Source organism: Mucilaginibacter sp. P2_A4, from assembly GCF_056405015.1.
The window spans coordinates 122,442-136,131 of the sequence record NZ_JBFUCX010000018.1 but is presented as its reverse complement, the minus strand read 5'-3'; the positions used below and the strand labels follow the sequence as shown (position 1 = coordinate 136,131).

Below are 13,690 nucleotides of genomic sequence, written 5' to 3'. Positions count from 1 at the left end.
ACTTTCTACCCGCTACCAATTTGCCGGCAAGGCAGACCGACCTGCAAAATCATCCAAACGTGCTGACGCGTTAGTTGTATTGGTAGCATCCAAATGCCAGCTCACCTTGATATAAGTCGGATAATTCCGGAAGTAAGCGTTGAATCAAATCATCGCCATTATCAATCTGAGGTTTATTTTTTCAGTTTAAAGCTTAAGTACAACTGAAAAACTCTCCATCATATTTATTTAGGCTGTCATTCAAATATTAAAGATATATCAATTACTTACTCCGGCAAACCCTACCATAAGTTTAAAACAACGCTTTATCTAAAACAGGTAAACATCGTTGTGAATCGACGATATATCACTTCATAAAATTAAACACTTTATCCTATCGACTAATTTTCAGGTATTTACAATTGGCACCTCATTGGCTTAAAAGAAACATGACCGGACAGCCCGGCGACTAATCCCAAAATCACCGTTGTTTGCCTTGTCTTATATGAAGAAATTAGTCATATTCCTGGTTCTGTTTTTTTTAATGCAATCAGGTTCCGGACAGGCAATTTTAAGGCATCAGGCCGACTCGTTAATTAAATTGCTACCTTCATTGGGAACGGGAACAGCAGCCACCGAAACTTCATTAATGCTGGCTAATTTTTACCTTTCAAAGGACAATCAAAGTAATGCGGATCGTGATAGTGCGGCATTTTATTTAAGCAAAGCCAAATTACAAAGCAGTTATCTGCATTCACCGCACACACATGGTTATACTTTATTAACAGAATCCCGTTTAAAAAACGCATCCGGAGATCCCGCCGCCGGTAAACGGCTCAACGCGCAGGCCCTGCAGCTACTCAAAAAAACAACGGACAAAACACTCCTGGGAAAAGCCTATTATGAATTATCCCGCTACTACACCAATCTGGACGACTCCCTGCAAATGGCTATACGGGTATCACTGGTTGATACAGCTGTAAATTTACTTAGATCCTCTCCGGATAAAATTGAATTAGCCAAAGATTTACAAATGTTAGGAGACCTGTACAAAGTGCAGGGAAATTACTCGAAATCAGTCAAGACATTAAAATTATCCCTGGCCGTTTATAAATCCATCAACTATAAAAGTTTACAGGGAGTTTATATATTGATGGATGAAGATAATGTTTTCCTGAGCAATTACCAGGAAGCCCTATATTTTGGACTTCTGGCAGAAAAGTGCTGCCTGGAAACTAAAGATAATTCGATGCAGTTGTGCCAGGTTGAAAATATTATCGCAACCACTTATTGTTACTTACTTCAGGAGGACGAGGCAATACCTCATTATTTAAAAGCCCTCACGGTTGCTAAACGGTTTCGGGATACGGCGGCCATCTACCTACTCACAGAGGACATGTGTGGCGTTTATCTGTATAAAGGTAAGCCGCGACTGTTAATTAACCTCTTAAACGAAATATCGGCTAAGTATTCAAAAAATGGAGCCTATGCAAAGACCTGGACCAGCAAGAATTCATATTTGCGCGCGTATATGTTGTTGGATGATTATAAGATGTCGACAATTTATTATGAATCAGTTAAATCAGAATTAAACAATCCACAAGTTCAGGAAAGCCGAAAAACCGATATTTACATGGATTTGATCCTGTACGATATAAAATATCATAAATATGCGCAAGCCTATCGTTATTGGAACAGTTACTCTGCCATTGCCAATATTCGGCACAATGATTACGAACGAACACGCAGTTACCAATTAAGATACCGCCTTGATTCATGCACCAATCAATTTAAATCCGCTTTTCATTATTCGGTGCGTTTTAAAGAACTTACTGATTCAATCTTTAATGAAAAGAAAAACCACCAGTTACAGGAACTCAAAGTAGCTTATGAAACACGTGAGAAAGATGTTTCTATCGAATTACTCAACCAAACTGCAAAACTCAGGGAGGCTGAATTAAGCAGAACCCGCAGAACTAAAAACGAAAGCATTGTTGGTATTTGTATTTTATTAGTAGTAGGTGGCTTGTTTGTAAGGCAATACCGGATCAAGCAAAAAGCGTATCAAATCATCAGCGATCAAAATGAGGTCATTATTACCAAAAATGAAGAAATAGTTTATAAAAACAGGGCGCTTGAAGGGCTGGTACAAGAAAAGGAATATTTGCTGATGGAGATTCACCATCGCGTGAAAAACAATTTGCATACAGTACTTAGCTTCTTAACCTTACAATCAAAATACCTGACCGGCGAAGCCCTTGAGGCTATCAAAGTTAGCCGGCAGCGCATTTATGCCATGTCGTTGATTCATCAAAAGCTTTACCTGGCAGAAGATGTGAAAACCATTGACATTCAGTCTTACCTGCACGAATTTATCGCATACTTCCGGGAGTGTTTAGATCCTGGTAATAACATCAAATTTATACTGGATATTGAAGCGGTAAGGCTTCCGGTTACCAAAGCAATACCTGTAGGATTGATTGTTAATGAGGCAGTCACCAATTCAGTAAAATATGCATTTCCAATAAGAAAAGATGGTGTGATCTCGCTAACGCTACAGCGAAAGAATGATTTGATTGAACTTATTATTGCAGACGATGGTATTGGAATTTCTTTGGATGTAAACAATACCGATTTTAACTCCCTTGGTATAAAATTAATCAAAGGACTTTGCAATGATCTGGATGGCCAAATCATATTTGAGTCCGCAGTGGGAACAAAAATCATGATCTTGTTTAAAGCCGAAATCCCGGAACAAGATATAACTACTTCTTAATAATTCTCCCCAGCAGATCCAATTTCGGCCACCTATCGGGAATAGTTTAATGATCTGGATGCCAATCAACGCCAATAGCCTGGTTCTAAAAGTTTTATCCTACACCCTTAAAGCGAAATTTCGTTTATTTTTTACCGATCATTTTGAAGAATTAGCGATATAAAGTAACGGATTAAAACGCCAAATTAAACTAATAGTCTAATAATCAATAGATTGCATTAATGGCATCAGTTTGGTATAGTTACTAACGGCGGAAAATTAACATTTATTTATTCTAAAACCGGAAAGCTATGGAAACCATATTTGTACTGACCCACACCATCATGATCATTTGCGCAATTGCCATCCTGTACTTCTCTATACTATTAAACAGCGGTAGCCAGGAGGGTATACAAAGACCTCTCATTCCCTATCCGTTATTTAGGGTAAGATCAATAAAAATAGCGCCTATAACTCTTTACAAGACCGCTGCCGGTTTACTTGCTTTACTTATCAGGTAGTGTCCTTCATTTGTTTAAACAATAGCCGAAGCCATGAAAAATACCATTAAAATAGATATCCTTACTCGTGATCTTGATTCAATTAAGCAAGTTAATTGTTTTTGTCATGAACCTAACAAACTGAAAACTAAACCTCAGGGGAACGAATTAGTGACCCGTTTAATTGATCTGCACGAAAGAGGTTACGATCACGACTTTGTTCTGGAACGTGGACATATGCGTTGCATACAATGCGACAATATGATTGTTGAGGAAGATTTCGAGATTACTGAGATATTACACATTCATTATAAACTGTTAGATCATATCATATACAATATATTTGCCATTCAACTGCGAAACTCAGGCATTAAAGGAATATTGATGAACTCTTACCAGTTTCGATGTGGAAATAAATCCATCAGGCCTCAGGCTGTATTCAATAAAAATTAATACTGATGTTTATTCCACTAATTTGGCAACGCAAAAGCTATTGAAAATCCTTTGACAGGCCAAGTTTCTTTATCTTCGCAAACAAGGTATTGGCTGGCATATCCAGTAACTCAGCAGCACCTCCCGTCCCTGACACCTTTCCGTTACAATACTGCAAAGTATTTAGTATATGCTCTTTTTCCAATTCTTTTATCGTTTTGATTTTTCCATCTTGTGGTATCGCAAGCTCTTCTGTTTTTTCATGTTCGGGTAATTCAATATGCTCAATTATACTTCCCTTGTTCAGCACAAGGCTCCTCTCTATAATATTTTCCAATTCCCTGATGTTTCCCGGCCAATTATATTCCAGCAGTGTTTTAAGTGCGTCATCAGAGATATCCTTTGCATTCCTGCCCATTTTTGCGGTAAGGCTGATTACAAAATGCCTTGCAAGTGCCGCTATATCTTCTTTGCGTTGCCTTAAAGGGGGCATGGTTATTGGAAAAACATTGAGCCGGTAATAAAGATCCAGCCTGAACCGACCAGCGGCGATGGCTTTTTCCAAATTACAATTAGTTGCAGCAATGATGCGCACATCAACTTTAATCACCAGGTTTCCGCCAAGTCTTACTATTTCTCTTTCCTGTAACACACACAGCAATTTTACCTGCAGATCCATAGGTATTTCGCCTATCTCATCCAGGAATATTGTTCCCCCGTTTGCCTGCTCAAATTTACCAATCCTCCGGTCGGCCGCACCTGTGAAGGCCCCCCTTTCGTAGCCGAATAATTCCGATTCTATTAAAGTAGCAGGGATTGCAGCACAATTCACTTTGATCATCGGCTTTGCCTTTCTTTCTGACAGATTATGAATTGCCCGTGCAACTTTTTCCTTGCCTGTACCACTTTCCCCTAAAATCAATACCGAGATATCAAATGGGGCTACCGTGGTCACCTGTTCCTTAACTTTCTGAAAATTCGGCGCGCTACCTACCAAACCAAAACTGTCATCATCAATGGCAGGAATCTGAGCAGTCTTTATCGCGCTAACGTACTTTGGCAAGGTGTGCTCCTCCCCTTGTTCCTGCGGTTCTACGCGGCCCAGTTTCTTTATTTCGGGTAAGCAATCAGATATCCTGACCAAAAACAGGTCTAGCCGGTCCAGTAAAGCCGCGTGATGCTTTTTAAACCCATCAGCGTTCTGGCAATAGAGGGAAAAGTTAATCTGCCCCCAGCTGCAGATAGCGAAGGTTTTTATCAGTGCCGAATGCAGGTTAAAACTATCGGCTATCAGCTTATCAAACGAATTTTTACGGCACATCTCAGCAAACTCACTGCCTGTCAGGCAGCTTGACTTTGCTGATGGGGACGAAAATTTCTTTAACAAATTCAGCCCCTCGGGTGCTTTTTGAACCTCTGAAAAAAACGCAGTCTTTTCCATTAATTTAAAATCATCTTCTCCGGATTTGTTGAAAGCGCGCACCTCAGAAAATTCCCCGTTTTTATCTTTCCAACTGATTGTGAAAAAATCAAACGGAATATGATATTGTAACGCGGTAACAATTTTAGATACTTCCTCATCCCTGCTGATTGTCTGCGAAAAGATATTCATTACCTGTTGTTTCAGCACTTGCTCGCTTTGCAGCTGGGTCTCCAAGTCATTTTCATACCTGTATTTGGCAACATCCAGGGTTACCAGAACATCCTGCTCGCGAAAAGGCTTTACCAGAAACCCGTATGGCCGGGTAGTTTTTGCCTCTCTTAAAACGCTTTGATTGGAATTGGCAGAAACATAAATGAATGGAATACTCATTTCTACCAGCATTCTGGCAAGGTCGATCCCGGTAAGTTTTCCGGAAAGATAAATATCAAGAAAAACCCAGGCAGGCCTTTTTAACCTTATTATTTCCAGGGCCTTTGGAACCGACGATGCAATACCTGCAATTTCATACCCGGCATCTTCCAGTATTATCCGCAAATCACTGGCTATTATAAACTCATCCTCTACAATCAATATTTTACCGTCCATGGCAATAGCTTTTAATGTTGCTGAATAACGTTTTCAAACTCTTCCTCTTTAAACACCCCATTATCCTTAAATGTGATGATTAAAATAGTACCGTTATCATTTTTAATATTAAGTTCTCCATTTAGCTGGTCGGCTAATCCATGTATAAGATTTAATCCTAAAGAATTATGCCGAACATCAGCGTCAAATGCTGCCGGTAAACCGATACCGTTATCGGCTATTTCTAAAAAGCAATGGCCGTCGGCATCGGCCTTTAATACAATTAATATCTTTCCGTTCCTTTTATCAGGGAAGGCATATTTGATCGCATTCGTTACCGCTTCATTAATGATCAATCCTAAAGGAATAGCCTGGCTAACATCAAGCTCCAGCCGTTCCAATTGTAATTCAAAGCTGATGTAGCCGCTTCCACAAAAACTATCCTTTAAATAGCCGGTAAGTTCGGCGATATAGGACGCCATGTCGATATTGGTCATATTTTCAGACTGATAAAGCTTTTGGTGAATTAGGGACATCGCCTGCATGCGTCGCTGACTGTTGCGGATGGCATTCAAGGCAGCTTCATTAGAAAGATACACCGACTGCATATGCAATAAACTGATAGTTGTTTGTAAATTGTTTTTTACCCTGTGATGAATTTCGCGTAACAGCCATTCTTTTTCAATCAGTAACAATTGCTGTTTATAGTTTAGCTTTTCCAGCGAATCATTCTTGTGATCTATCTCTTTTTGGTGCGCCTGGAGCGATAGATTACTACGCCGCTTCTGCCGAAAGCCTTTATAGGTTAAACCAGCAATGATTAAAACCAGTACTATCCCTCCGGAAGTTAGATTCCTTTGAACGTTGATTCTTTTTAATTCAGCCCGCTGTACTTTTTCCCGGCTTTGTAAGCCGGCAATTGAGCGCTCTTTTTCCGCCGTTTCGTAACTGATTTCCAGTTCTTGTACCTGTTTATTCTTAGTTGCGTTAAAAATGGAATCGTTTAGTGTCTTGTAAAGCTGAAAATGTTTAATCGCTGTAAAGTAATTTCCCTTTGCAGAGTCGATTTTAAAATATAACAATTGAATATGCCCCAATCGTTCTGCACTTAATCTCCCATAGGGTATTGAACCAACCTTTGCTAAGTAGACAGCTGCTTTGTCATATCGATTCATTGCTACATAAAGATCGCAAATTAAAATATCAGTTACCTGGATCTTAGGTGCAATATTACTCCCGAGTAAATTATATATTTTTTCTACGTTCAGGAAATATCGTTCAGCTTTAGAATATTGTCGAAGTGCCATATAACATGAAGCAAAGCCATTTTCAATTTTCGCAATTTGCATAGAGTCTTTTGGCTGAATTTTTTGAGAAGCACTTTGCATAACTTTAAGCGCTTCTTTTCCTTTTCCGCTATCAATCAATGAATTGACTTTGGCGCACAAAGCAAGAATATGATAATACATTTCGTAGAATACTGCGGGATCAATCGGTTGCGCAAGTGATTTGTTAAAATAAATTATGCTTTTGGCGTTAAAACCTATTTTCTGGTACGCCAGTCCCAGTTTATAATAAAAATAAATTGCAAGGGTGCTATCGCCCGAAATGCTCATAGACTTAACGCATTGCAGGAAACACGACAGCTGTTTATTAGGATATCCTTTGAGTCCGTAAACCTCTCCAAGTAAGTCATAGGTTTCCTGTAATTTTTTATAATTAATGGCATGGTATTCTGACAAAACTTGCAGCAATTCACTTTCAGCCAGATCCAATTTCCCTTCGTTTAAATGGGCATCTGCCAGACTTTTTAGCACGCCTATCTCGAAGCCCCTGTTATGTACAGGCAACAGCTTAAAAAGGGAGATAGCCCTAACGTAGCATTTCTCCTGATCGGCCGAGTGTCCTATAGTGAAACATTGCCCAAATCTCACCCAGGTTTCCATTTCTTGCTTATAATCGCCAATGGAGTGAAAATAATTGGTCACTTGTTGAAAACAATTATCTCCATTCAAAATATCATCCCTTTCAAGATAGCAATTGCCCTTAAGTTTTAAAGTTTCATTTGTCCATTTTACCGAATGCAGATTTTTAGATAAAATTAATGCCAGGTTTAAACAGTTTAAAGCACTGTCGAGATCATATTTGAAATTTCCGGGTTTAAATATATAATACCCCCCAAGCTTGTTCAAAAGGGCGACCTTATTGGTATCCGGCTTGCTTTTTTGAATTAGAGGAATTAAATACTTAGGAGAATCCGGCAAATGCGTTTGGGCATTTGAACCAAATGACAAGACCATCTGAAAAAGTGAAGTAAGTACCAGTTTAAAGATTCTCTTTATCATGTAAAAATGGTTTAAATTATACCCTTCACTATTTTCTTAAATAATACCTGGCACTGTGTACATTCTTATGATTTTAAAAAAAGAGAATGGCGCCCGCATTACATGCAGTAAACGGTGCTGTTTCGTCTTTTTAATAAACCTCAAGACAATAACCTGCTAAACAAGGGCCATGTTTTATCTTATTACCTTTCAGCTTTTTATGAAATAAACAGTTTGATAAAGTCGTCTTATATCGCCAATTCCCCATAAAAATTGGCGATATAAAACATTTTTTGAAAGCAGGTCAGTTCTTTCCAGGAAAAGCTCGCCCTATTTTCAGGCGCCTCATTTTAGAATTTAATGTAGATGCCGGCACTTTAAGTACATCGGCCGCGCCGCCAATGCCGGCAACCTTGTTATTACATTTTTTCAGCACAAACAAAATGTGTTCGCGTTCCACTTCGTCAATCGTTTTTATCCGGATATCCGGTATGGTTACTGCATTTTCCTCAACTTCGGTAAACGATAACGGCACCTGGTTAATTAGCGTTCCGTTTGTCAGTAGCACACAACGCTCAATGAGGTGTTCGAGTTCACGAACATTTCCGGGCCAATTGTATGCAGAGAGCTGTTTCATCACTTTGGAAGAAAAGCCAGTGATGCGCTTTGTGCCCTTTTTTAAATATTTTTCTAAAAAGTGAGTAGCCAAAATCGGGATGTCGTCCTTTCTATCCCGAAGCGGTGGCAGCGTTATTGGAAATACATTCAGCCTGAAGTAAAGGTCGCTCCTGAAATTGCCTGTATGCACTTCATGAAGCAAATTCCGGTTAGTGGCAGCAATGATCCGTACATTGATTTTGATGACGGACGTTCCGCCGATTCTTTCTATTTCCTTTTCCTGCAAGGCCCTCAATAATTTCACCTGTAAGTCTGGTGGAAGCTCACCTACCTCATCCAGAAATAGCGTACTGTTATGAGCCAGCTCAAATTTCCCTATCCTGCGTTCTGTTGCATCGGTAAAGCTGCCTTTTTCATGGCCAAACAGTTCGCTTTCTATGAGGCTGGGAGGAAGTGAGGCGCAATTAACCTTCACCATCAATTTTTTCCTCCGGGATGAGGCATTATGAAGCGCCCTGGCAATCAGTTCTTTGCCGGTGCCTGTTTCGCCCAGGATCAACACCGAGCTGGGCGTATCGGCAACCTGCGAAACCAGGAAAAAAACCTTTTTCATTATTTCGCTGGTTCCTACAATATCACTGTAGTTGTAAGTTGTTTCTATCTCTTCTTGCAGGTAATGGTTCTCTATCTCCAGTTGCTGTTTAAAACCTTTTATCTCATTTAACTGGTTTTCTATCTTCTCGTTAGTTATGATATTGTTTAAGGCGATTGCCAGCTGCGCCGAAACTTCTTTGATCCTGTTAAGGTAAAGAGCAGGTAAATTGATCTCTTCATTAAATAAAACAATAAGCAGGCCAGTGTGAACATTCTGGCTTTCAAGCATCGAAATAATGGCATTTCTCCACCCGTTCTGATAAGTCTCCTTCAGCCAATCCGGAGCGCGCTGGCTGTTAACAATATCTTTAAGTTGAATTATCGCCGGCTGCGAGTGCAACAGATTTTGATCAATCCAGTCACTATCCAGCATGAGTTCGCTATCTTTTAATTGCTGGTATTCCATTGCGACTGCATTTTTCGACGGCAAATAATTGATAAATGGCCGATAGCTTTTACCATGATTGCCGGTACGGTATATGAGTATACTGGCTTTTGGCAAAAAATGCTTTAATTTTTGATATACAAAGCGATTTAGGTCATCCCGGCTTCTAATCGCCGCAATATCACCACTTAACGCAAACAGATCCAGTTTGATCTGGTCATTTTCGGATACCTCCGTTTTTGATAACGATTCTACCTCCTGGCCTGGTACCAAATGATCGTTTTTCAAAAGATGCCGAAACACCTGCTTTAAAATTTCCTCAACAATATTAAATACCGCATTTTCATTGCTGGTAAAGCCATTCTCCCTGTTTGTTCTTAACTGGAATGTTCCGGCAATATCGACGCCATTAAAAATAGGGATGAAATAAGTGTATCTGAACTCAGTTTCCTTTTTATAAAAAAGTGATCCGGGAGGTATTTCGTTAATCCAATAGGATGCGCTAACCTGCCGTGTCCGTTCAGGCCTAAAATGCCTGGTTAGTGCCATCTTGCCTGATTTTGAAAAAAGCAGCGGATCAGCTACATTCAGAAATTCATGAAATTGCCCACTATGATAAGATAGCCTGGTATGCATTGTTGAAGCTTCATTTTCAAATAGCAGCAAATCGGCAGCATTAAAATCAATAATCTCCTTCAAATGCCTCACCACCGTTTCAAACAATTCTCTTACTTCCTGGACCGCAAAAGCCGCTATCCAAAGTTTCAGCAGGTGGCTGGCTTGGTTATTTTCTGTAACCAGCGCTAACGGCTCGTTATCCAGGGACTTGTCAACATCTTCTAAATACTTTTCCATCAGCTATCCCACTTTGAAAATAAAAGCTAAGTAAATATAACAATAAAACATCTCCTTTTTGGCGAAACCTGGTTCCTGACGCCATAGGATGATTGAGTATTACAAAAGCCAATCCAAAAATCAATTTACTGTGTAACAATAACTTACAATATACTTAAATAAATCACTTGTTTTATTTCGCTATTTTACCATTATCTTACCTATGGTAGGGTAATGGTAACTAGGAGAAGCTGTTACGAAATCCCGTGGGTCAGGCCCTTACCCATTCCAAACGAAAACGAGAAAGTTCAGGCCCTACGGGCCCATCTGAACTTAATTGAAGACAATTATTGTTAAGATCGATTTTTCGGATTTGGCGGCTTCCCACCCATTCGGGGTAAAAACTTACCACCAACTCATGAGTCATCAATTTCAGGTTCTCATCAACATAATAAAAGCCGCTATATGCCAGATAACCCAGTTCATTGTATTTCAATTGCTCTTTTAAAAGCAAAGCCTTATCAATGAATATATCCCTGCCAGCCAGCATAATATTCACAGCAACATGGCCTCCGGGCAGGTAAAATAGCGACCCCGTTGCCTCCTTACCCAATGGATATGAAATTACTCCGTCTTTACTCTCCTGTTCAAAAGTGACCAGTGTCCAGGCGCCGATTACCCTTTCTGCTAAAGTGTTTTCCATGGCTTATTTTAAAATCTAAGTATATCAATCCAGCTCCGGGGCAAGCGGAAAATCTATCTTAAACTCACCCAGGGCGGCATACACATAATTGGTTACTCCTCTTAAATTAATTAAAAGTATGGTATCAATCACTGCGCCTTTGGTATATCCCGCTTCAATTACCCGGTCTACCAATTCGCCGTCAATATGTCCCCTCAATTCAGTCAAACTTTTGGATAGCTTCACAAGAGCATCTAATTTTTCATTAAAAGAAGCTGTACCTCTCCTGATTTCCGCCAACTGATCAGCTGTAAAACCAAGCTTTTGTAACGAGCCGTAATGAAAACTAATACAATAACGACAAAAATTAACCTGGCTTACAACAAGATTGACTACCTCCTGTTCCCTATAGGTTAGTGAGGATTTGTCAAACTCTGCTTTAACATAACGGCTTAATGCATTTTCTGAATTGGCGATAACCCCATACATATTGGGAACAAATCCCAGTAGTTTGGTGCTGGAATCGAAAACAGCCTGGTCGGCTGGTGATACCTGTTCTCTTGTCTTAATTTCAAATACAGTTTTCATATTATGATTTTTGAATATTCAATTTATTGTACGTGGTCATGATCTGTGCCTGTGGAAATCTCCAGCCATTCTGTAATATCCTTACCTGTTTTTTCAACATTGTTCCTATAAAATTCAACAGCATCACTACCAAGCGGGAGGTGAAGGGGTATATTTTCAGAATGAACCAGCTTAATGATTGCATTAGCCAGCTTTACCGGATCGCCATTTTGATTACCATGCAATTTGGTAGCATTGGTTCTCATTTGCCCTACCGTATCCTGGTAATCACTAATTATGTTTTTAGAGGCCATCGAAGACTCCGCACTTAAAAATTCGGTGCTGAATAATCCTGGCTCAACAGCAGTAACCCGTACATTAAGCGGTGCAAGTTCTACCGCAAGGCCCTTGGAAATGCCCTCAACTGCAAATTTGGTTGAACCATAAATTCCCCATCCCGGTATCACATCAAATCCAAACATTGATGAAATATTGATGATATGTCCCGATCTCTGCTGACGGAAAAAAGGAAGAACAGCACGCGTTACATTTAATAAGCCGAATACATTAGTATCGTACTGTTGCCTTACCTCTGCATCTGATGCCTCTTCTATTGCAGTCACCATGCCATAACCGGCATTATTTATCAGCACATCCAACTTTCCAAAATGGGCAATAATTTCGGCTACAGCGCTTGTTGCCTGCTCCTCATAAACCACATCCAGGGTAACTACCAGGAGATTTGGATGATTACCCAATTTTTCAACAAGCTGGTTCTTGTTGTTGCGCACGCTGGCAGCAACTTTGTCCCCGGCGGCAAGTGCTGCCTTAACAATTTCAAAACCGAAACCTTTGGAGGCGCCGGTCACAAATAATATTTTTTCCATTTGGTATTCCTTTTTATTATGCAATAAATTTTATGTCATAACCAGCTGTGCCACTTTGATGCCAGTACTAAATACGCTGACTATGAGTATCTTGAATATTAAGTCCATCATTTTATTTGTTTTATTTCACTGATTTACCGCGGGCAATTCTCAAAATGAGATCATGTGCTGCAAATCCAATTCCGCGGCGCGTGAATGTGATTTATTGATAAGACTATTGGTGTTTTAGTGATATAAAACAGGAAACGCCACCTCAAGCCTTCCTAATCATTTGTACATCAAATACTTGCATACCGGCATGTATTTAGCCATAGTCGCGCTACAACAAAATGTAAACACATGGCAGATTTAATTGATCTGGTCATATCAGCCCATGGCGGTATGGACCAATGGAACAGCTTCAATCACATTAAAGCGCACCTGAAGGTGGATGGACACATCTGGAAAATTAAGGGTAAAATAGGCTTACTGAGCGATGGTAATTTTGAGGCAAACACACATGAACAACTATCAGGCTATCAATCTTTAATAGCACCCTATCAAAAATCGACCTGGGAACCGGGCAAAATCATTTTGGAGGATGCTGATGGCAGCGAGCAAAGAACATTATTAAACCCGCGGAAATCATTTGAAGGAGAAGTGCTGGAGACCCAATGGAACGATTTTCAGCCACATTACTTCAGCAACTATGCCTGGTGGACATACTTCACCGCACCATTTAATTTTAAACTACCGGGATACCAGCTTAAGGAATTAACTCCATGGCAACAGGATGGCGAAACCTGGGAAAGGCTGGAAGTTACGTTTCCTGACTATATTGAAACTCATAACAAAGTGCAGGTATTCTACTTCGATAAAGACTATTTGCTCAGGCGTCACGATTACGCTCCGGATATATTACAATCTGTTCCATCATCCCAATATGTATGGGATTATAAGGATTTTATGGGAATTAAAATTGCTACAACCAGGAGAATCTACCTCAGGAATGAGGACTCAAGCTATAATCCTATCCCTGTAATGGTATCGATAGATGTTGTTAACGTAGAATTTAGTCATTAAAAA

10 protein-coding genes are annotated in these 13,690 nt (G+C 39.8%); 4 read left to right on the top strand and 6 right to left on the bottom strand.

Annotated features, from left to right (window positions below; genetic code table 11):
- Window positions 1-484 precede the first annotated feature (484 nt).
- The 3 genes from AC1DYB_RS26335 to AC1DYB_RS26325 all read left to right on the top strand — a co-directional run bounded on the left by AC1DYB_RS26335 (window position 485) and on the right by AC1DYB_RS26325 (window position 3,687).
- Entirely contained in the window at window positions 485-2,755 is a 2,271-nt protein-coding gene (locus AC1DYB_RS26335; RefSeq protein WP_477439419.1) for a sensor histidine kinase, read from the top strand.
- A 290-nt stretch (window positions 2,756-3,045) separates the two neighbouring features.
- A complete protein-coding gene (locus tag AC1DYB_RS26330) occupies window positions 3,046-3,255 on the top strand; it encodes a hypothetical protein (RefSeq protein WP_477439417.1) in 210 nt (69 codons plus the stop codon).
- A 33-nt stretch (window positions 3,256-3,288) separates the two neighbouring features.
- Window positions 3,289-3,687, top strand: a complete 399-nt coding sequence (locus tag AC1DYB_RS26325; protein WP_477439415.1) for a hypothetical protein — start codon at window positions 3,289-3,291, stop codon at window positions 3,685-3,687.
- Window positions 3,688-3,724: 37 nt separating this feature from the next.
- Here AC1DYB_RS26325 and AC1DYB_RS26320 read toward each other — a convergent pair whose 3' ends face one another.
- From AC1DYB_RS26320 to AC1DYB_RS26295, 6 genes are all read right to left on the bottom strand, one after another.
- A complete protein-coding gene (locus AC1DYB_RS26320; protein WP_477439413.1) occupies window positions 3,725-5,695 on the bottom strand; it encodes a sigma 54-interacting transcriptional regulator in 1,971 nt (656 codons plus the stop codon).
- A gap of 11 nt (window positions 5,696-5,706) precedes the next feature.
- A complete protein-coding gene (locus tag AC1DYB_RS26315; RefSeq protein WP_477439411.1) occupies window positions 5,707-8,019 on the bottom strand; it encodes a tetratricopeptide repeat-containing sensor histidine kinase in 2,313 nt (770 codons plus the stop codon).
- A gap of 283 nt (window positions 8,020-8,302) precedes the next feature.
- Window positions 8,303-10,510: a sigma-54 interaction domain-containing protein gene (locus AC1DYB_RS26310; RefSeq protein WP_477439409.1), complete on the bottom strand. Its 2,208-nt coding sequence runs from the start codon at window positions 10,508-10,510 to the stop codon at window positions 8,303-8,305.
- Window positions 10,511-10,760: 250 nt separating this feature from the next.
- The gene (locus tag AC1DYB_RS26305; RefSeq protein ID WP_477439407.1) at window positions 10,761-11,192 is read right to left on the bottom strand and encodes a lipocalin-like domain-containing protein; all 432 of its coding nucleotides are present in this window, start codon (window positions 11,190-11,192) and stop codon (window positions 10,761-10,763) included.
- Window positions 11,193-11,216: 24 nt separating this feature from the next.
- On the bottom strand, window positions 11,217-11,759 hold the full coding sequence (locus AC1DYB_RS26300; protein WP_477439405.1) for a carboxymuconolactone decarboxylase family protein: 543 nt from the start codon (window positions 11,757-11,759) through the stop codon (window positions 11,217-11,219).
- Between the two features lie 23 nt (window positions 11,760-11,782).
- Window positions 11,783-12,625: an oxidoreductase gene (locus AC1DYB_RS26295; RefSeq protein ID WP_477439403.1), complete on the bottom strand. Its 843-nt coding sequence runs from the start codon at window positions 12,623-12,625 to the stop codon at window positions 11,783-11,785.
- 339 nt (window positions 12,626-12,964) lie between these two features.
- Between AC1DYB_RS26295 and AC1DYB_RS26290 the strand changes: the two genes are divergently transcribed.
- A complete protein-coding gene (locus AC1DYB_RS26290) occupies window positions 12,965-13,687 on the top strand; it encodes a hypothetical protein (RefSeq protein WP_477439401.1) in 723 nt (240 codons plus the stop codon).
- The last annotated feature ends 3 nt before the right edge of the window (window positions 13,688-13,690 follow it).

What these genes read in the sequence shown, in the direction of transcription:
- AC1DYB_RS26310 (WP_477439409.1), bottom strand. Translation starts at nt 10,510, where the DNA reads ATGGAAAAGTATTTAGAAGATGTTGACAAGTCCCTGGATAACGAGCCG.
- AC1DYB_RS26330 (WP_477439417.1), top strand. Translation starts at nt 3,046, where the DNA reads ATGGAAACCATATTTGTACTGACCCACACCATCATGATCATTTGCGCA.
- AC1DYB_RS26335 (WP_477439419.1), top strand. Translation starts at nt 485, where the DNA reads ATGAAGAAATTAGTCATATTCCTGGTTCTGTTTTTTTTAATGCAATCA.
- AC1DYB_RS26290 (WP_477439401.1), top strand. Translation starts at nt 12,965, where the DNA reads ATGGCAGATTTAATTGATCTGGTCATATCAGCCCATGGCGGTATGGAC.
- AC1DYB_RS26300 (WP_477439405.1), bottom strand. Translation starts at nt 11,759, where the DNA reads ATGAAAACTGTATTTGAAATTAAGACAAGAGAACAGGTATCACCAGCC.
- AC1DYB_RS26320 (WP_477439413.1), bottom strand. Translation starts at nt 5,695, where the DNA reads ATGGACGGTAAAATATTGATTGTAGAGGATGAGTTTATAATAGCCAGT.
- AC1DYB_RS26325 (WP_477439415.1), top strand. Translation starts at nt 3,289, where the DNA reads ATGAAAAATACCATTAAAATAGATATCCTTACTCGTGATCTTGATTCA.
- AC1DYB_RS26305 (WP_477439407.1), bottom strand. Translation starts at nt 11,192, where the DNA reads ATGGAAAACACTTTAGCAGAAAGGGTAATCGGCGCCTGGACACTGGTC.
- AC1DYB_RS26315 (WP_477439411.1), bottom strand. Translation starts at nt 8,019, where the DNA reads ATGATAAAGAGAATCTTTAAACTGGTACTTACTTCACTTTTTCAGATG.
- AC1DYB_RS26295 (WP_477439403.1), bottom strand. Translation starts at nt 12,625, where the DNA reads ATGGAAAAAATATTATTTGTGACCGGCGCCTCCAAAGGTTTCGGTTTT.